Here is a 19,386-nt window from a genome sequence, read left to right on the forward strand (position 1 = left end):
TCATTTGGGCACAAAAGTACTATTTTTATTGCACAATAACACGAAAAAGCGTACATTTGCACGTATTTTTAAGATAATTATTAAAAAGCAATCCAAGTTCAAGGCCCTATGTTAAGAATAGCCGTTCAGTCCAAAGGCCGTCTCTATGACGACACAATGAACCTGCTCGCCGAGGCAGACATCAAGGTGAATCCCAGCAAGCGCACCCTGCTGGTACAGAGTTCCAACTTTCCGCTGGAGGTGCTTTTCCTGCGCGACGACGACATTCCGCAGAGCGTGGCCAGCGGAGTGGCCGACATTGGCGTGGTGGGAGAAAACGAGTTTGAGGAGCACCAGGAGGACGCGCACATCATATCGCGGCTGGGGTTCTCGAAGTGCCGCATGTCGCTGGCCATCCCCAAGGGCGTGAACTACTCGGGGCTGTCGTGGTTCGACGGCCGCAAAATAGCCACCTCCTACCCCGGCATTCTGCAGCGGTTCATGAACAAGAACGACATTCGGGCCGACATTCACGTGATTACGGGCTCGGTGGAGATCAGCCCCGGCATCGGGTTGGCCGATGCTATCTTCGACATTGTGAGCTCGGGCTCCACGCTGGTGCACAACAATCTGAAAGAAGTGGAGGTGGTGATGCAGAGCGAAGCCCTGCTCATTGGCAACTGGAAGATGGACGAGGAGAAACACAGCATCCTGAACGAAATGCTGTTCCGCTTCGAGGCCGTGCGCTCGGCGCAGGACAAGAAATATGTGATGATGAATGCGCCCAAGGACAAAATCCGGGAAATCACCGAGGTGCTGCCGGGCATGAAGAGCCCCACCATCATCCCCCTTTCCGACCCCGACTGGTGTGCCATCCACACCGTGCTCGACGAGAAACGCTTCTGGGAAATCATAGGCAAGCTGAAAGACCTGGGGGCGCAGGGCATTCTGGTGTCGCCCATTGAGAAGATGATACTTTGACGAGAAACATGAACACGATAAGATTCCCGCAAAAGAGCGAATGGGCAGCCATTGTGGAGCGGCCCCGCCTGGACGTGTCGCAGCTGGAGGCCACGGTGTGCAGCGTGCTGGACGACGTCAGACAGCACGGAGACGCGGCCGTGAAGCGATACGAGGAGATGTTCGACCACGTGTCGCTCGACGCGCTGGCCGTGACCGAGGCCGAGATAGACGAGGCCATGACACTCGTGGACGACGAGCTGAAAGCCGCCCTCGAACTGGCCCATCGCAACATAGCACGGTTTCATGAGGCCCAGGCTTTTGCCGGAAAGAAGATAGAAACGGTGGCGGGCGTGGACTGCTGGCAGAAGAGCATCGCCATAGAGAAAGTAGGGCTCTATGTTCCCGGCGGCACGGCCCCCCTGTTTTCCACGGTGCTGATGCTGGCCACGCCGGCGAGGATTGCGGGATGCCGCGAGATCGTGCTCTGCACCCCACCCGACCGACAGGGCAAGGTGAACCCAGCCATACTGGCCGCAGCCAGGGTGGCCGGGGTGAGCCGCATCTTCAAGGCGGGCGGCGTGCAAGCCATAGGAGCCATGGCCTACGGCACGGAGAGCGTGCCAAAGGTGTACAAAATATTCGGACCGGGCAACCAATACGTGATGGCAGCCAAGCAGCAGGTGAGCTTGCACGACGTGGCTATCGACATGCCGGCCGGCCCGAGCGAGGTGTGCATTGTGGCCGATGCCCACTGCAACGCTGCATTCGTGGCGGCCGACCTGCTCTCGCAAGCCGAACACGGCATCGACTCGCAGGTGTTGCTCATCACCACGGCGGAGGAAACGATCGAACGGGTGAAGGCCGAATTGGATCGACAGCTGGGCCGGCTGCCCCGCAAGGAAATGGCCGAGCGGGCGCTCGCCAACTCCAAACTGGTGTTGGTACACGACGAAGACGAGGCCATGGCCCTGAGCAACGCCTATGCCCCGGAGCATCTCATCCTGGCTACAGACAACTATGAGGAGCTGGCGGCCAAGGTGGTGAATGCGGGAAGCGTGTTCATGGGCAAGTGGGCCTGCGAAAGCGCGGGCGACTATGCCAGCGGCACCAACCATACGCTGCCCACGCACGGGCATGCGCTGGCCTACAATGGGGTGAACCTGGACAGCTACAACCGCAAGGTAACGTTCCAGTATCTGTCGGAACAGGGCGTGAGAAGCATCGGGCGGGCCGTGGTGTGCATGGCCGAGAACGAGCAGCTCGAGGCACATGCCAACGCCATGCGGCTGCGATTGCAACGCGTGGAGCAACAGCCGGAAGCCTGACCCCAAAGACCCGCCACACCATCAAAAAGCAAAGGAGAACGAAAAGATGAAAAGTTTGGAATCACTGGTCAGACCCAACATCTGGCGGCTGGCCCCCTACAGTTCGGCACGCAACGAATATTCCGGCCACGAGGCGCATGTGTTTCTCGATGCCAACGAGAATCCCTACAACCGGCCTTTCAACCGCTATCCCGACCCGTTGCAGCGGGAACTGAAGGCTCAACTGTCCAAAATCAAGAAAGTGCCGGCCGAGAATATCTTCCTGGGCAACGGGTCGGACGAGCCCATCGACTTGGTGTACCGCGTGTTTTGCCGCCCCGGAATCGACAACGTGGTGGCCATTGAACCCACCTACGGCATGTATGCCGTGTGTGCCGACATCAACGATGTGGAGTACAGGCCCGTGCCTTTGGACGAACACTATCAGATGGATGCCCGGGCATTGCTGGATGCCTGCGACGAAAACACAAAGGTAATCTGGATTTGCTCGCCCAACAATCCGACGGGAAACAGCATGCAGCAGAAGGCCATCGAGACGGTGATGCGCGAGTTTGAGGGCATGGTGGTGGTGGACGAGGCTTACAGCGACTTCTCGTCGGCCGAGCTGTTCCGCACGAAAATTGCACAATATCCCAACCTGATTGTATTCAACACCATGAGCAAGGCGTGGGGCTGCGCCGCCATCCGTCTGGGCATGGCCTTTGCCAGCAGGGAGTGTGTGGAACTGTTTAATAAGGTGAAGTACCCTTACAACGTGAACCTGCTCACCCAGCAACAGGCGCTTGAAGCCCTGAACGGCCGCGAGGATGTGGAGAAATGGGTGACGTTGCTGCTGCAGGAACGCGGCCGCCTGACGGCCGCCTTCAGGGAATTGCCCATCTGCCGGGCGGTATATCCCACGGATGCCAACTTCTTTCTGGCCAAAATGACGGATGCCCAAGCCATCTATGACTATCTGGTGGCCAAGGGCATCATTGTGCGCAACCGCACCCGGGTGACGCTTTGCGAGAACTGTCTGCGCGTGACGGTCGGCACCAAGAGCGAGAATGCCGAGCTACTGAGCGCGCTGCGGCAGTATCCTCAGGAATCGCGACGGGCAAGATAGTCGTAATAGAACCAATAAGTTTTGCCGTAGCTGTCGCGTAAGGCGGCATAGCGTTCGGGCGAATGGGCATACCGGGCTTCGAGCTCGGTATAGTCGTCATAGTCGGCATCCATCACGGCCTCGTGGTAGACGATGTAAGGATGGGCGTGCAGATGGGTGTAGAGCGTGAGGGCCTCGCGATAGTGTTTGGGCAAGGAACCGTTCACTTTGTAGTATCGCGGCAGAAGCCTGACGAAGTCGTCGAGCCGCCTGTCCAGCAGACAGGCGCAGAGCAGCCAGTCGTGAGCGGCAGGGGTGGCCCACCGCTTTTCGTGCAGTTTGGCCAAATAGGCGGCAGGCCGCAGCTTCTGCCGGAAGACCACGCCCAGGTGGCGATAGAGCCGAGACTCGGGCACCATCATGAGTTTGACCGAACTGCCGTTGGGCAGCATGGCGTCCGACCGGCCCGTCAGGGGATACTCGAACAGACGCTCGCCCAAGGCATGCTGCTCGGAGAGGGCCCAGATGCGGAGCATGGTGAGGCTGCTGTCGGTAGCTGCCTCCTTGACGCCTACGCCCGTGGCGGCGGCAAAACGCCCGGCCAATAGGTGGCTCTCCATGCGCATGCGCATGTGAAACACCTTGTCGGAACAGCCGACGGCACTCGTCGCAGAGGTCATGACAAGCATCAAGAGCATGTTGAGCCACAGCGTTTGCAAAGGCGAGCAACGGCTGTTGGGCACCTGTTCGAGGAAGTCGAACTGATGACACACCCACACCGCAACGACAAATATCACGATGAGCAAGGGAAGCAGCCACAGCCAACGGCCCAGATAGCCCTCAATGTCCACATGGGGAGAAACATCGGTGAGCATGGCCAGCAACAAGAGCGAGGGAAAATAGGTGAGTGCATGGAACTGCCCATGGAGCCGGGTGCCGGCGCAGACGCCCACCTGAACAAGCTGCAGCACCAGCGTGATGAGCACGGTGCCGACGATGCTGTTGTAGTGGGTGGCTCCGTGAGAGAGCACGTGCTGGGTGACGGCCAGAATGCTGTCCTGATAGTTCTGGAGGTAGAGAACTGAAAAAAGAATGAAAAAAATGGCGCAGATGAGTCGCTGGACCACTGCGCCATTTTTGCTGTTCCACAACATTGCGTGTCTGATTGGTTGGTCTATACAAGAAAGAGGGAGCCCTGAACGCGGGCACCCCCGGAAAAGTTTAGTTGCGTCTGAGAACCACGGCCGAGCGTGCAGGGATGTAGAGTTTGAGCCACTCTTTGTGATCCTTCGCGTAGAGCTCGTCGTAGTTGGTGAGATGCGTCACGCTGTCATCGGCCAGTCCGTTTCCGCCAAAGGCCTTGGCATCGGTGTTGAGCACCACGCTGTAGGAGCCTGTGGGCACAAGGAAGCCATAGTCGACAAACGAACGGGTGGGCGAAAAGTTGAAAACGAACACGAGATCGCCGCGCATGAAAGCCAGCACCTGGTCGCCGTCGTTGTGCCAAATCTCCTGAACGGGGGTGGTATTGAAGTTCTTCTCGCTCTTGATGACAGACAGCATTTCGCGGTCGAAGTCGCCCAAATAGTGATAGTCAAGCTCTTGATTGTCGACGAGGTTCCACTGGCGGCGGGCATACTTATAGCTCCAGCCGTTGCCCTCGCGCGGAAAATCAATCCACTCGGGATGGCCGAACTCGTTGCCCATAAAGTTGAGGTAACCGCCGTTGATGGCCGATGCCGTGACGAGGCGTATCATCTTGTGCAGGGCTATGCCGCGGTGTACCACATCGTTCTCGTCGCCTTTCTTGAAATGCCAGTACATGTCGGCATCGATGAGACGGAAGATGATGGTCTTGTCGCCCACGAGTGCCTGGTCGTGGCTCTCGCAATAGGAGATGGTCTTCTCGTCGGAGCGTCGGTTTTTGACCTCCCAGAAGATGCTACTGGGCTTCCAGTCTTCGTCGCGCAACTCCTTGATGGTCTTGATCCAATAGTCGGGAATGTTCATGGCCAGCCGATAGTCGAAGCCGTAACCGCCGTCGGCAAACTTGGCGGCAAGTCCCGGCATGCCGCTCACTTCCTCGGCGATGGTGATGGCCGAAGGGTTGATTTCGTGGATGAGACAGTTGGCCAGTGTGAGGTAGCAGATGGCATTGTCGTCTTCGTGACCGTTGAAATAGTCACCATAGTTGGTGAATGCCTCGCCCAGCCCGTGACTATAGTAGAGCATGGAGGTGACACCATCGAAGCGGAAACCGTCGAAGTGGTATTCTGAAAGCCAGTATTTGCAGTTGGAGAGCAGGAAATGAATGACGTCGTCCTTGCCATAGTCAAAGCAAAGACTGTCCCAAGCCGGATGCTCGTGGCGGTCGCCGGGATAGAAATACTGATTGGGGTCGCCGGCCAGATTGCCCAGCCCCTCGACCTCGTTCTTTACGGCATGGGAGTGGACAATGTCCATGATGACGGCAATGCCCATCCCATGAGCAGCGTCAATAAGGGCCTTGAGCTCTTCGGGCGTGCCGAAACGACTGGAGGGAGCAAAGAAAGAGCTGACGTGATAGCCGAAACTGCCGTAGTAAGGATGCTCCTGAATGGCCATGACCTGAATGCAATTGTAGCCGTCCCGGGCTATGCGGGGCAGAATATTGTCTTTGAATTCGGTGTAGGTGCCCACCTTTTCGGCATCCTGCGACATGCCAATGTGGCATTCGTAGATGAGCAAAGGATTCTTCTGGGCACGGAACTTGGGCTTTTTCCAGACGTAGACTTCCTGTGGGGCCCATACCTGAGCCGAGAATATCTTGGTTTGCTCGTCCTGCACCACGCGCTGGGCCCAGGCCGGAATGCGCTCGCCTTCTCCCCCATTCCACTTGACATGAATCTTGTAAAGATCGCCGTGTTTCATGGCTTTGGCGGGTAGTTTCAATTCCCAATTGCCGGAGTCGGTGATGCGTTTGCAGCGGTATTTTTCGTCTTCCGCCCATCCGTTGAAGTCGCCCACAAGATAGATGTCGGTGGCATTGGGCGCCCACTCGCGAAAAACCCAGCCGCCGCGACTGCTACGGTGCAGTCCGAAATATTCGTAGCCGTTGGCAAATTCGGAAAGCGGCAACTTGCCGTTCTGCGTCAATTGATTGATTTTCCACTGTGCATGGTCGTGACGGCCACGGATGGCCGACTCATAAGGTTCGAGATAGGAATCATGAGCAACGATGCCGATGTGGCGAGGAGACCTGCGATTGGTGGTCTTGGCTGCTGCCGGCTTAGAGGCAGACGTGGATGGTTTGGGGTTCTTTGTTGCCATAGGGTATCATGATAAAAGTTAGTCGATAGGGCTGTTACGGATGGGCATACGGCTATGCCTTGACCTTGAAGATGGCCTTGAGAAGCTGTGGCTGGTCGGTGATGCAAGGGGCATGTCCGTCCTGCGGGAAGAAGATGGCAAACTGCCCGGGGTGGACAGTGACATAGGTTTGACAGGGTGACCCCGGGTATTTGGCAATGTCTTTCTCCTCATTGAAGCTGGCAGGAGGAAGTGCAGCCACGGGCGTATAGCCGTAGGTCTCGCTGCCGCTGAGAGGAATCTGGATGTCGATCATGCGGCGATGACATTCCAAAACGGCCGCTTCGCGGGTCTTGCCTTGGGCCGTCTGTACATTGACAAAAAGGTCCTGCTCCAAGATGGCATGCTTGCCCTCGGGCAAATGTTCCAATGAATGCTGTTTCAGAAACTTGACAACTTCGGGGAAAAGCGGGTTCAGGGCTGCATACTTCTCCAAATAGTCTAACGTGTCGATAATCATAGCGGTAATATCTTGATGGGATGAATGGGATGCGGACAATGGGGAAAGTGACTTAGTTGTCGTTGAATCGGCGGCCGCTTTCGTAGTGGCCGGTGCAGACGACGCGGCCGTTGCCGTCTTTCTCTACAAACCGGCCGTCTCGAATGTCATTGATGTAAGTGCCCTCGAAGCGCTTGCCGTCCTTGCCCTCTTCAATGGCCTTGCCGTTGCGCATGCCGTTTTGGTAAGTGCCTTTGAAGCGAGTGCCGTTGGCATAATGAATGATGACCTCGCCCTCGATCTTGCCTTTGACAAAGTCGCCCTCGAAGATGTCGCCGTTCTTTTTGGTGAGTTTGCCATGCCCGTTCTGCAGGTCGTTCTTCCAGGAACCCTCGTATTTGTCGCCGCTGTTCCAGACAAAAGTACCAGTCCCGTTGCGGCTGCCCTCGACAAAGTGACCGGTGTAGCGGTCGCCATTGGCATATTTGAAGATGCCCTCTCCGGTGCGCTCGCCCTGGTCGTAGTCGCCCTCATACTGGTCGCCGTTCTGGAAATGATAGATGCCGCGGCCTTGCTGTATATCGTCTCGCCACTGCCCTTTGTAGACATCACCGTCGGCATACTTGTTGATGCCATAGCCCGAGCGTTGGTTGTTGGCCCATTCGCCTTCATAAGTGGTGCCGTCCCCCCAGTCGAAGAAGCCTTTGCCCTCTTTCTTGTCGGCTTTCCACTGGCCTTCGTAATAGGCTCCGCTGGCATAGGTGTAACGGCCCTTACCCTGGCGTATGTCACGATACCAGTCGCCATTGTACTTGTCACCGTTAAAATAATACATAATGCCGTGACCCTGCTGATAGTCACGGAACCAGAGCCCGTCGTACTTGTTGTTGTTGTTGAAGTAATAGATGCCGCGGCCATGCTGCTGGTTCAGCAACCACTCGCCCTCGTATTTCTCGCCGTCTGAAAAGGTATAGATGCCAAAGCCCTGACGTTTGCCTTTGACAAAATCGCCCTCGTAGACGTTGCCGTTCTCAAAGAGCACACTCCCCTTGCCGTGAGGCTTGCCCGACGACATCTCGCCCTTGTAGGTACCGTGAATGCCCATTTCTTCTATCGTGCATGAGCCAAGCGTAATTTTTTGCGCCATGCCGGAAACAGGAAGTAGCAATAGTAACAAATTGAATATCTTATTTCTCACCATTCAAGCGTTTAATTTGGTCAAAGATAGCAATAATAATTGGAACGGGAAAGGGCAGTTGAGGTTTTTATGACAACGGGGAGGCTATTTAACATTATTAAATAGACACCATTCTTCTTTATTTTGTAACTTTGCTTCACACTTTAAAATCGTAAGAGCATGAAGATAACAGCTGTTGTTCCAGCCCGGTACGCTTCGTCGCGTTTCCCGGGCAAACCCTTGGCCCTGCTGGGTGGCAAGCCAGTGATAGAGCATGTGTATGAACAGGTGAGCCGGGTTGTTCCGGAGACGTGGGTTGCGACCGATGACGAGCGAATCAAGGATGCCGTGGAGACTTTCGGCGGCAAGGTCGTCATGACGCGCCGAGACCATCAGAGCGGGACGGACAGAATTGAGGAAGCTGTAGAGAAGATAGGCAGCGATGCGGACATCATCATCAACATTCAGGGCGACGAGCCGTTTGTGCAGGCTTCGCAAATCCGGACGGTATGCCAGCTGTTTGAGGATGCCGAAACCCAGATTGCCACCTTGGGCAAGCCTTTCGACACGATGGAAGCTGTGGACAATCCCAATTCGCCGAAGATTGTAACGGACGTGAGGGGCTTTGCTCTTTACTTCTCGCGGTCGGTCATTCCTTTCGTGCGGGGCAAGGTGCACGACGAATGGCTGAAACATTTTCCTTATTTGAAACACTTGGGCATCTACGCCTATCGGCGCGAGGTGTTGCGTGAAATCACGCGGTTGCCCCAGTCGCCACTGGAACTGGCCGAAAGCCTCGAGCAGCTGAGGTGGCTGCAACAGGGTTATCGCATCAAGGTGGGGCTGACCCATGTAGAGACGATAGGCATAGACACTCCGGCCGATTTGGAACGGGCGGAGGCTTTCTGGCGCAAGCAGAAAAAAGCGTAAGGGAGTTAACCCTTACGCATTTCCTGAAGAAGCTCTTTCTGATGTGCGGTGAGATTGGTCGGGAGCTTGACATGATAGGTGATGATGAGGTCGCCATAGGTGCCGTCGCCCCTGTCGTAGCCCTTGCCGCGCAGACGAACCTTGGTGTCGTTTTGCGTTTCGGGCTTGATTTTCAGCTTGATTTTACTGTTATTACGAAGCTGAAGAATCACCTCACCACCCAACAATGCGGTATAGAGATCGATGTTGACCTTGAGGTTCATCTCGCCGTTGTTCATACGACTGCCAGTCTGCCGGGATGCGCGTCGGCCACCCATGTTGCCAAACAGATCCTGAAAGAAGCTGGAGAACATGCCGTCTCCGCCACCTGCATTCGAGAAATCGAAGCCCTCAAAGGGCGAACCGGCGCCTGCTCCCTGATAGGAGCCCCCGCCCTGCCCCGCCTGGCGGAAAGCATCCGCCTCCCGCCAGTTCTGCCCAAACTGGTCGTATTTCTTTCGTTTCTCCGGGTCGCCAATGACATCGTATGCCTCGTTGAGTGCCTGAAACTTGGCTTTCGCCTTGGGGTCGTCAGGGTGCAGGTCGGGATGGAACTGCTTGGCACGCTTGCGGTACGCCTCGCGCACATCTTTCTGTGGGATGTTTGCATCCACTCCCAGTATCTTGTAATAGTCTATAAATGCCATAATCTGTCCTCCTTATAATGGTGATAAGTCTACCCTGTTCTTAGCAAAATACATGCCAAGGTCTTGCATCGGAACATAAAAAAGCTGGACTCCATGAGGAATCCAGCTTGATGAATCTTCTTGTAAAAGTGCACCTTATGCTTCAGCAGGAGCTTCAGTCTGTGCTTCGGCAGGAGCTTCAGTCTGTGCTTCGGCAGGAGCCTCGGCCTGTGCTTCAACGGGAACCTCGGTCTGTGCTTCAACAGGAGCCTCGGCCTGTGCTTCAGTCTCTGTTGCATTTTCAGCAGCCTTTACAGCTTCGGCCTCTGCCTTTGCAGCTGCCTCGGCGGCCTTCTTGTCGGCCACTTTCTTGGCAATGGCCTCGTTGATTTTCTTCTCGGCCTCGAGTTCCTTGGCCACAGACTCCTGACGGCTCTTGGCTACAGCATTGCGTGTAGCGGCGGCCTTCTGGTCTTTCTCGGCTTTCCAAGCATCGAACTTCTTCTGACAGGTTGCCTCGTCGAAAGCACCTTTCTTGACACCGCCTTTGAGATGCTTCATCATGTAAACACCCTCGGACTTGAGGATATTGCGCACGGTGTCGGTGGGCTGTGCACCGCACTCTACCCAGTGCATGGCGCGCTCAAAGTTCAAATCTACGGTTGCAGGATTGGTATTGGGATTGTAAGTACCAATCTTCTCTGTAAATTTACCATCACGTGGAGCTCTTACGTCAGCGATAACGATTTTGTAGAATGCGTAATTCTTGTGACCGCCACGCTGTAATCTGATTTTTGTTGCCATTTGTTTAAATAACTTTATTTGGTTTGAACTAATGCCACCAACTCGTGGTAGCGGCTGCAAAGGTACGCTTTTTTATTCTGACCGCATGACCGGGGAGCCGTAAACCGTTGGTGATTACATTTTTTTAAGAAATGCCCGGGAGCCTTGCGGGGCTCCCGCAAGGCTCAAAAGGATCGCCGCGAGCCTTGCGGGAATACCCGAAGGCCTCAAAAGGATCGCCGCGAGCCTTGCGGGAGCCCCGCAAGCTTCAAAGGGAACGCTGGGAGCCTTGCGGGAACTCCCGAAGGCCTCAAAAGGATCGCTGGGAGCCTTGCGGGAGCCCCGAAAGCTTCAAAGGAAACGCTGGGAGCCTTGCGGGAACTCCCGAAGGCCTCAAAAGGATCGCTGGGAGCCTTGCGGGAACACCCGAAGGCCTCAAAAGGATGGCTGGGAGCCTTGCGGGAACACCCGAAAGCTTCAAAAGGATGGCCGGGAGCCTTGCGGAAACTCCCGAAAGGCTCCCGGGAATGGCCACGAGAAAAACCCCAGCAGTGTTTTCATAGTCCCGAACACTGCTGGGGTTTGCACTTCTCGTTGGAAAGAGCGGGGGATGCGCGAGGACAAAACCCGGCCGCCCCCGCTTACATCAGTCCCCGTTCGCGCAGTTTCAGCTGCCAGTCCCATGCGGAGCGCAGCACGTCTTCCAAGGGCGTGTCTGCCCTCCAACCAAGCACTCGGTTGGCTTTGGAGCAGTCGCCCCAAATCTTTTCGATGTCGCCCTCACGACGGGGACCGTATTTCCAGTTGAGCTTTACGCCGGTGGCTTTCTCGAAAGTCTCGACAATTTCCAAGGTGGAATTGCCGTTTCCCGTACCAATATTGAAGTATTCGATGGGCTCGGTGTCCTGGTCCAGCGTGCGGGCCATGGCTGCCACGTGCGCCTTGGCCAGGTCGACGACATAGATGTAGTCGCGGATGCAGGTGCCGTCGGGCGTATCGTAATCGTGCCCAAAGATAGTCAGCTCCTTGCGAATGCCCATGGCCGTCTGCGTGACGAACGGAATCAGATTGGCCGGCACGCCGTTGGGCAGCTCGCCAATCAAGGCCGTCGGGTGGGCCCCGATAGGATTGAAATATCTCAATACGATGCTCTTGATGTCTGCACCGCTGTGGATATAGTCAAAGATAATCTGCTCGTTGATCTCCTTGGTGTTGCCATAGGGAGAGGTTGCCTTCTGATGAGGGGCGTCTTCGGTGACGGGAAGGTTCTCGGGCTTGGGCTGGCCGTAGACCGTGCAGCTGGATGAAAAGATGATGCCTTTGACGTGATATTTGGGCATAAGCTCCAGCAAGTTGACCAGAGAAACGATGTTGTTGCGGTAGTAAAGCAGGGGCTTCTGCACGCTCTCGCCCACGGCCTTGCTGGCTGCAAAGTGGATAATGCCTTCAATGTCGGGGTACTTCTGGAACACAGCCTCCGTAGCGGCCTTGTCGCGAAGGTCTACCTGCTCGAAAGCCGGCCTGACGCCGGTAATCTGTTCAATGCCATCCAAGACCTGAATGTTGGAATTGGAGAGGTCGTCGACGATGACAACCTTGTAACCTGCCTGTTGCAACTCTACCGTGGTATGGGAACCGATGAAGCCGGTTCCGCCGGTAACGAGAATGGTTTGTTTCATTGTATATGTGGAATAATTGATGAATCTGCCACAAAGTTAAGAAAAAAACTCAATACGGGCAAAGTGCCGTCGCATTTAAATCTAATCCAGACCAAACAATACTTTCAGGCCGCCGTCGACGCCGGAGAAGCCCATGAAAGCCAGCGACAGCAGACCTGCCGTGACCAGAACAATGGCCATGCCCTGCATGCCCTTGGGGATTCTGACCAGTTCCAACTGCTCGCGAATGCCGGCAAAGACCGTCAGGGCAAGGGCAAAACCCAGGGCCGTTGAGAAAGCATAGGCCACACTCTGAAGCAGGTCATAGTCTTTCTGGATGACAAGGATGGCTACACCCAAGACGGCACAGTTGGTGGTGATGAGGGGCAGGAAGATGCCCAAGGCCTGATAAAGAGCCGGACTTGCTTTTTTGAGGATGATCTCGACCATCTGTACCAAGGCCGCGATGATGAGGATAAAAGTCAGCGTCTGCAAATATTGGAGTCCCAAGGGGTTGAGTATATAGATTTGCACCAGCCAGGTGACGACAGTGGATAGTGTCAGCACAAAGGCCACGGCAGCCCCCATGCCCATGGCGGTCTCGATTTTGCGGGAGACGCCAAGGAACGGACAGATGCCCAGGAACTGGCTGAGAATGATATTGTTGACAAATATCGCGCTGATGAATATTAAGAGATATTCCATTTGGTCATTGATTGAGGGGTACTACGTTAGTTGGCTCTCACCTTATTAAATATAGCTACCAGAAAGCCCAGTGAAAGAAATGCACCTGGAGGCAGCACGAAGAGGAGTATGTTGGTGGTCTCGGGCAGCAGCTGGAAGCCAAAGAGGCTGCCCGCTCCGAGAATCTCACGCATGGCTCCCAGCAACGTCAGTGCCAACGTGAAGCCAAGGCCAATCCCCAAACCGTCGCAAAAGCTCTCCAAGGGTGTGTGCTTGCAGGCAAAGCTCTCGGCACGTCCGAGGATGATGCAGTTGACCACGATCAGCGGGATGTAGATGCCCAATGCCTTGTTAATGCTGTCGGGAGCATAAGCCGACATGAACATTTGCAGGATGGTGACAAAGGCTGCTATCACCACGATGAAGACAGGAATGCGCACTTTGTCGGGGGTGACGCTTTTGATGCACGAAATGACGGTGTTGGTGCAGACCAGCACCAGCATGGTTGCCAGTCCCATGGACAGACCGTTGACGGTGCTTGTCGTCGTGGCCAGCGTGGGGCACATGCCCAGCAAAAGGACGAAGGTGGGGTTCTCCTTGACCAGGCCGTTGGTTATGATTTGAAGATGATTCATGATTTTATCCCTTTCTTTTACTTGTTGGCATTGACCGTCCGATGTTCATGCTTCACCGACTGGCTATAAGCTGCATAGGCCTGATTCACAGCCTTGAGAAAAGCACGGCTTGTAATGGTAGAGGCTGTAATGGCATCCACCTGTCCGCCATCCTTGCTCACGGAGAGGAGCGCCTCGTTGGGACGCATGCCAATGATGTCGCCCTTGCCTCCTTTCTGGAACCAAGTTTGAGCCTTGGCTCCCAAGCCGGGTGTCTCCGATGTCTGCAAAATGGTATAGCCCAGTATGGCACCTTGCGGATTGAATCCCACCAGCACCCTGAGGTCTCCGCCGAAGCCCAGTGTCGTGCTTTCCACAGCGGCGCCGAGAGGGCGTCCGTTTCGGTCGGCAGTTTGGTGAACAACGAAAGTAGCCTCCTTTCCATCCATGGATAGTTTCAGCGTATCGTTGGCCGTCACGGTGAGTCCTGTCGTCCCCATGACTTCCTGAATGCCGTCGGCCAGCGTTTTTTCAGCCTTTTCGGCAATCGGGCCTTCGGTGATATGATTCACCCACGCCAGCAGCACACCCGTGATTAGCGCACAGCCCACGAGCACAAGTATGAGGTTTTGCAGTGAAGAACTGATTTTTTTCATGACATTTCTCCTACTTGTTATTGGCCGGCACTTCACCAAAGCGCTTGGGTTTCACATAAAAATTGATAAGCGGGGTGCAGGCGTTCATCATCAAGATGGCAAACGACATGCCTTCCGGATAGCTGCCCCAGTTGCGGATGACCACTGTCAGGAAGCCAATGGCGACTCCATAAATCAGCTGTCCCCTGTGGGTCATGGGCGACGATACGTAGTCGGTGGCCATAAAGATGGCTCCCAGCATGAGTCCGCCGCTCAGAATCACTTGTATGGGATTGGCATAAATGGGGTTGGCCGCATGCAGAAGCCCACTGAATATGAAGACGGTGAGGATGATGCTTACAGGGATGTGCCATGTGATAATGCGTTTCCAGAGCATGTAGCCCAGTCCCAGCAACAGGGTCAGCGCACATATTTCTCCCAACGTGCCTGCACCGAGCCCATTTCCTGCATTGCCCAGCAACATATCCATCGCACTGGGCACCTTGTCGAGCAGACTGGAATCGCCGCTTTTGATGGCCTCTTTCATGAGGCTCAACGGGGTGGCGCCCGTCGTGGCATCGGTATAGGCAGCTTGCTGTCCGCCTATGGGCCAGCTGGTCATGGCCGCCGGAAAACTGACCAGCAAAAAACAACGGCCCACCAATGCCGGATTGAAAATGTTGCAGCCCAGCCCGCCAAAACTCATTTTGCCCACGCCTATGGCCACAAGTGCCCCAACCAGAATCATCCAGATGGGGAAGTTGCTGGGGAGGTTCATACCCAGCAGCAAGCCGGTAAGCATGGCCGAGCAGTCGGTGAGCGTGGTGGGACGGCGGAGCAGGTATTTGGTGATCGACCACTCAAAAAACATGCAGGCGGCCACACTTGTCAGGCAGACGACCACGGAACCGAGCCCGAAATAGTAAAAGGAAACCAAAAGCGTTGGGAGAAGGGCAAGAATGACTCCCCGCATATTCGCCTCGATGCTGTCCGTGCCATGGACATGCGGCGATAGTGAAACGACTAATTTACTCATGTTTAAATCCGATTGTATGCAATCGTTGATGTTTCTTTTATTTCTTGTTTCTCGCTTTGATAATGTTCATGACAGCAGCTTTGCCCTGCAGGATATTGTCCAGCAAAGGACGATGGGCCGGGCAAGTGAACTGGCAGGAGCCGCAGGAAATGCAGCTTGTCACCGCCTCGGCTTCGAGCCGCTCATACTTCTGCAAGGCCGACAGTGTTGCAATGAGGTAAGGCTCCAGCCCCATGGGGCACACTGCAACGCACTTGCTGCAGCGTATACAGGGCTGCACAGGTTTGCGATGCGCCTCCTGCCCGGTGAGTACGGTAATCGAATTGGTGCCTTTGCACACGGGCACGTCCAGACTGCTGACAGCCTTGCCCATCATGGGGCCACCCGCCAACACCTTGTTGTCGCCTTCGGGCATGCCTCCACACGCTTCGATGAGCTGGCCAAAGGGGGTGCCCATACGCACTAAGAAGTTGCCCGGCCGGGCGATTCCCTTGCCTGTCACCGTGGTGTAACGCTCGAAAAGAGGCTTGTTCTTCATCACGGCTTGATAGACGGCAAAGGCCGTTCCCACGTTATGCACCACTGCACCTACACTGACTGGAATGGCCGGCGGGGCCGGAACCTGTCGGCGTATCACGGCATCCACCAGTTGTTTTTCTCCTCCTTGTGGATATTTTTGCGCCAAAGGCACCACCTGGATGCGAGCATCTTCGCGTGCTCGTTCCGTGAGCAGCCGAATGGCTTGCGGTTTGTTCTCTTCAATGCCGATATAGCCTTGGTCCACGCCAACGGCTTTCATCAGCAGCTGTATGCCTACCATGATCTCGCCGGCGTGCTCCATCATCAGCCGATAGTCCGAGGTGATGTAGGGTTCGCACTCCACCCCATTGATGATGACACAACTGGCCTTGCTGCCGGGCGGCGGTGTCAGCTTGATAAAGGTAGGGAATCCGGCGCCGCCCATACCCGTAACGCCGGCCTCCTTGATACGGGCCACGATCTCTTCTGGGGTAAGCTCCGGATGGGCGGCCAGCGTCTCCAGCCGCTCCGAACGGTCGATTCGTTCCTCCCACTCGTCCCCCTCCACGTTGACATAGATGGCCGGTTGGCGATACCCCGTGGCATCTATGGCCATGTCCACTTTGGCCACAGTGCCCGACACCGAGGAGTAGATGGGAGCAGAGACAAAGCCTCCGGCTTCGGCAATCAGTGTGCCCACCTTGACTTTGTCCCCGCGACGGACAACCGGTTTGGCCGGTGCTCCGATGTGCTGCCCCAAGGGGAAGATGGCTGTCTTGGGCAGTTCGGCTGCCACGGTTACGGCATCGGTCGACAATTTGTTCTCTTCGGGATGGATGCCTCCAATACGGAATGTGTGCAATTTCATACGGCTGCCTCCTTGATTTCAATCTTCTTTTTCACGGGAAAGTTCACTTTGACGATGGCCCCTGTCGGACATTCGTCGACACACTTGGTGCACAGACGGCACTTGTTGAAATCGATATAGGACAGGTTGTTCTCAATCGTAATGGCATCAAATGAGCACGCTTTCTCGCACTTGCCACAAGCGATGCAAGCCACCTGGCACGCTTTGCGTGCCGCGGCTCCCTTGTCTTGGTTCACACACTGCACGTAGACGCGGCGGTTCTTGGGTCCTTTCTTGCGCAATTCGATGATATGACGCGGACAGGCTTTGACGCATGCACCACACGAAGTGCATTTGTCATCGTCCACTTCGGGCAGCCTGGTTTCCGGGTTCATGCGGATGGCATCGAACTGACAGGCCTGCACGCAGTCGCCACAGCCCAGACAACCATAGCCGCATGCCGTCTCGCCGGCACCTGTGGCGTGCATGGCGGCACAGGTCATCAGTCCATCATATTGAGCAATGCGCGGCCGATGCTCGCACGTGCCATTGCAGCGCACCACGGCAACCTGCGGTTCCGCATTGGCCACGGCCATGCCCAACAAGTCGGCTACCTGTCCCATCACTTCCTGCCCACCGACAGGACACATCAGTCCGTCGATGGAACCTTGGTCGGCCCCTTTGACAAGAGCGTCGGCCATGCCCAAACAACCGGCAAAACCACACCCGCCGCAGTTAGCGCCGGGCAGTGCCTCCTGCACCTGTCCGATGCGCGGATCTTCATCTACAGCAAACTTCTTGGAGACCAGGTAGAGCACCACGGCTGCAACCAGTGCAATGGATCCAAGAACAATGACTGCATTCAAAATAAAATCCATAACTTTTTTGTATTCGTTTTTCTTGATATAAGTAGGTTTGTTGTTTTGTATTCTTGTATCTATTCGATGTAGAATGAAAGTTGGCTGCGTATCTTGTGGCGTAGCAGATAGAGCAATATATAATAAGGTATAAGCGCACCGATGCTGGCCAAGGCGGCCCATGCCTCTCGGCCGGTCAGCAGCATGACGATGACGAGAGTGCCTGTCATCAACGCAAGCGGGAAGCCGAAACCCCATGTCACGGCCCGAAACCCAGACCGAACATCCGTGGAGACCGTTACCTGCTCCCCCATCCTGCGCCCGTCGGTGTCTGCCGTATAGACGTCTATCAGTTTCTCGGCCGATTCCGATGTCGTGCAATGGCCGTTCGCCTTGCAGGTGGCGCAGGCTGCCGTTTGCACGATGCGCACCGTCAATCGCTGCTGCCCGATGTCCGTGATAACTCCCGAGTGTGTTATCTTATTGCTCATTCGCTATTTTGTAAGGTCGACTTGACAAATGCAAAAGTAACAACAATTCTCCAAACGAACAATAAAAAAGCCAGTTTTTTCAGTCTCTTCACCAAAAACCCAAGGCATCAAGAAAGCCTTGCACTCGGACTGTCCGGGTGCAAGGCTTTCTTGATGCTTGTCGGTTTGTCGCCGTTATTTGACGACAATCTTTCTTCCATTCTGTATATACAGGCCATGAGGCAGATGCTGCGTGCCATTATCCGACACCTTTTGGCCGGAGACCGTATAGACCGCCGATGATGTACCACGCTGGTCGGCCGTCGTCATGCTGATGCCTGTAGCATAGGCTTCGGGAAGCAACAGGCGGTAGACCTCTGGCGAACCAGCCTTTACTTTCAGATAAAAACTGTTGCGAGGGATATACTTGCCGGTAGATTTCTTCAGCACCAGCACGCCGTCTTCCACAGCCAACACCCGCATGGTGGCCGGATCGTTCCTGACATAATTCTCGTGGTTGAGAATTTGGTCGTAGCTGGCCACCAAATCCTTGGACGAACAGAAGTACACACCGGTCAGCTTGTTGTCGGTCAATGGCGATGACACTGTCCTCTGCAAGAGGATTCGGTTGTCCGAAGCGTTGCCCGATGCAGTCTTGACGATAATGGGTGTGGCTCCCGGAATGACTTCTGTTGCCACCTCCCTAAGCTCAGCGATGGCTTTTTCATCGCTGAATTTGTCCACGTAGTAGGCTTTCATGCCCGACGAATAAAACGAGAATGGGAAATCTGCATAGAAACTTTGATAGTAGTCGGAACCTACTTGAAGGTCGGGTGAGAATCCGAAATAATTGCTGTCGTCATCGGCACTTACTGGCTTGACAAACCAATACTTGTAGGCTTCGCCACTCGTCAGCATGTAGCCCATGGAATCATAGGGCTCCGTATATCCTTTTCTCTCGTTGTCGAACACCTCGTCGCTCAGGAACACACTGACTCCCGAGTAGGTGCCGTAGGCCATGTAGGTCTTGCCCACAGGCTTGAGCTGCAGGTAATATTCGCCCAGCATCTTGGTGGTGTTTGCCCCTTGGGCAGCCAGCTCGTATCCCTTTCCCTTGATGTTTTTGAAGTAAATGATGGATGCAGGATCAGAGACGATGCGATTGTAATCGTGGAATGAGCGGATGGCTTTCAGATCGGCATCGGTAGCCACCTTGTCCAATTTGGCCTTGTTGTCGTACAGGGCCATGTAGCGCTTGGTCTTTGTGTTCTGCACACGATAATAGCCGTCAGCAATCTGGGCTTTGGCCATGAGGGCCATACCCAGCAGCAGGGCAAACAAAGAGACTTTTTTTCTCATTTCATATCTATATA

The 19,386-nt window shown here is 55.1% G+C and carries 19 protein-coding genes; 4 read left to right on the forward strand and 15 right to left on the reverse strand.

The annotated features are described in order from the left end of the window. The first annotated feature begins 108 nt into the window (after positions 1–108). Genes hisG through hisC form a run of 3 tightly spaced genes read left to right on the forward strand, consistent with a single transcriptional unit; the run spans position 109 to position 3,372 of the window. On the forward strand, positions 109–960 hold the full coding sequence (gene hisG, locus L888_RS0106500) for an ATP phosphoribosyltransferase (RefSeq protein ID WP_027952305.1): 852 nt from the start codon (positions 109–111) through the stop codon (positions 958–960). 8 nt (positions 961–968) lie between these two features. Further along, positions 969–2,267, forward strand: coding sequence for a histidinol dehydrogenase (gene hisD, locus L888_RS0106505; RefSeq protein WP_027952306.1), 1,299 nt, complete (start codon positions 969–971; stop codon positions 2,265–2,267). A 46-nt stretch (positions 2,268–2,313) separates the two neighbouring features. Then, entirely contained in the window at positions 2,314–3,372 is a 1,059-nt protein-coding gene (gene hisC / locus L888_RS0106510; protein WP_027952307.1) for a histidinol-phosphate transaminase, read from the forward strand. On the opposite strand, the gene L888_RS0106515 is transcribed toward hisC, so the two are convergent. From L888_RS0106515 to L888_RS0106530, 4 genes are all read right to left on the reverse strand, one after another. Next, the gene (locus tag L888_RS0106515) at positions 3,348–4,478 is read right to left on the reverse strand and encodes a DUF6057 family protein (RefSeq protein WP_245594836.1); all 1,131 of its coding nucleotides are present in this window, start codon (positions 4,476–4,478) and stop codon (positions 3,348–3,350) included. The genes hisC and L888_RS0106515 overlap by 25 nt on opposite strands. 94 nt (positions 4,479–4,572) lie before the next feature. After that, the gene (locus L888_RS0106520) at positions 4,573–6,660 is read right to left on the reverse strand and encodes an alpha amylase C-terminal domain-containing protein (protein WP_027952309.1); all 2,088 of its coding nucleotides are present in this window, start codon (positions 6,658–6,660) and stop codon (positions 4,573–4,575) included. A 52-nt stretch (positions 6,661–6,712) separates the two neighbouring features. After that, positions 6,713–7,159 carry a YhcH/YjgK/YiaL family protein gene (locus L888_RS0106525; RefSeq protein ID WP_027952310.1) on the reverse strand — a complete coding sequence of 149 codons (447 nt, stop codon included), beginning with the start codon at positions 7,157–7,159 and terminating at the stop codon, positions 6,713–6,715. Between the two features lie 52 nt (positions 7,160–7,211). Then, positions 7,212–8,339, reverse strand: a complete 1,128-nt coding sequence (locus L888_RS0106530; protein ID WP_005843305.1) for an MORN repeat-containing protein — start codon at positions 8,337–8,339, stop codon at positions 7,212–7,214. A gap of 156 nt (positions 8,340–8,495) precedes the next feature. Here L888_RS0106530 and kdsB point away from each other — a divergent pair, with 156 nt between their 5' ends. Next, the gene (kdsB, locus tag L888_RS0106535; RefSeq protein WP_027952312.1) at positions 8,496–9,245 is read left to right on the forward strand and encodes a 3-deoxy-manno-octulosonate cytidylyltransferase; all 750 of its coding nucleotides are present in this window, start codon (positions 8,496–8,498) and stop codon (positions 9,243–9,245) included. A 5-nt stretch (positions 9,246–9,250) separates the two neighbouring features. On the opposite strand, the gene L888_RS0106540 is transcribed toward kdsB, so the two are convergent. From L888_RS0106540 to L888_RS0106590, 11 genes are all read right to left on the reverse strand, one after another. After that, complete coding sequence (locus L888_RS0106540; protein ID WP_005843302.1) at positions 9,251–9,931, reverse strand: DnaJ domain-containing protein; 681 nt, start codon at positions 9,929–9,931, stop codon at positions 9,251–9,253. A gap of 135 nt (positions 9,932–10,066) precedes the next feature. Continuing rightward, positions 10,067–10,714, reverse strand: a complete 648-nt coding sequence (locus tag L888_RS0106545) for a 30S ribosomal protein S16 (protein ID WP_027952313.1) — start codon at positions 10,712–10,714, stop codon at positions 10,067–10,069. Positions 10,715–11,334: 620 nt separating this feature from the next. Then, positions 11,335–12,372: a UDP-glucose 4-epimerase GalE gene (gene galE, locus L888_RS0106550; protein WP_005843298.1), complete on the reverse strand. Its 1,038-nt coding sequence runs from the start codon at positions 12,370–12,372 to the stop codon at positions 11,335–11,337. An 81-nt stretch (positions 12,373–12,453) separates the two neighbouring features. Continuing rightward, positions 12,454–13,056 carry an electron transport complex subunit RsxA gene (gene rsxA, locus L888_RS0106555; RefSeq protein WP_005843295.1) on the reverse strand — a complete coding sequence of 201 codons (603 nt, stop codon included), beginning with the start codon at positions 13,054–13,056 and terminating at the stop codon, positions 12,454–12,456. Between the two features lie 26 nt (positions 13,057–13,082). Continuing rightward, a complete protein-coding gene (rsxE, locus tag L888_RS0106560) occupies positions 13,083–13,670 on the reverse strand; it encodes an electron transport complex subunit RsxE (protein ID WP_005843293.1) in 588 nt (195 codons plus the stop codon). 17 nt (positions 13,671–13,687) lie between these two features. Continuing rightward, positions 13,688–14,305: an RnfABCDGE type electron transport complex subunit G gene (locus L888_RS0106565; RefSeq protein ID WP_027952314.1), complete on the reverse strand. Its 618-nt coding sequence runs from the start codon at positions 14,303–14,305 to the stop codon at positions 13,688–13,690. Positions 14,306–14,315: 10 nt separating this feature from the next. Beyond that, entirely contained in the window at positions 14,316–15,320 is a 1,005-nt protein-coding gene (locus L888_RS0106570; RefSeq protein WP_027952315.1) for an RnfABCDGE type electron transport complex subunit D, read from the reverse strand. Positions 15,321–15,357: 37 nt separating this feature from the next. Next, positions 15,358–16,707 (reverse strand): electron transport complex subunit RsxC, encoded by a 1,350-nt coding sequence (rsxC, locus tag L888_RS0106575; protein WP_005843287.1) that lies wholly within the window; start codon positions 16,705–16,707, stop codon positions 15,358–15,360. Then, entirely contained in the window at positions 16,704–17,564 is an 861-nt protein-coding gene (locus tag L888_RS0106580) for a Fe-S cluster domain-containing protein (protein WP_027952316.1), read from the reverse strand. Before L888_RS0106580 ends, rsxC begins: the two co-directional genes overlap by 4 nt. A gap of 59 nt (positions 17,565–17,623) precedes the next feature. After that, complete coding sequence (locus L888_RS0106585) at positions 17,624–18,034, reverse strand: SoxR reducing system RseC family protein (RefSeq protein WP_027952317.1); 411 nt, start codon at positions 18,032–18,034, stop codon at positions 17,624–17,626. Between the two features lie 174 nt (positions 18,035–18,208). Beyond that, positions 18,209–19,372 (reverse strand): hypothetical protein, encoded by a 1,164-nt coding sequence (locus L888_RS0106590; RefSeq protein WP_027952318.1) that lies wholly within the window; start codon positions 19,370–19,372, stop codon positions 18,209–18,211. Between the last annotated feature and the right edge of the window lie 14 nt (positions 19,373–19,386).

The sequence above is a fragment of the Hallella seregens ATCC 51272 genome (genome assembly GCF_000518545.1).
In the GTDB taxonomy this organism is placed as follows: domain Bacteria; phylum Bacteroidota; class Bacteroidia; order Bacteroidales; family Bacteroidaceae; genus Prevotella; species Prevotella seregens.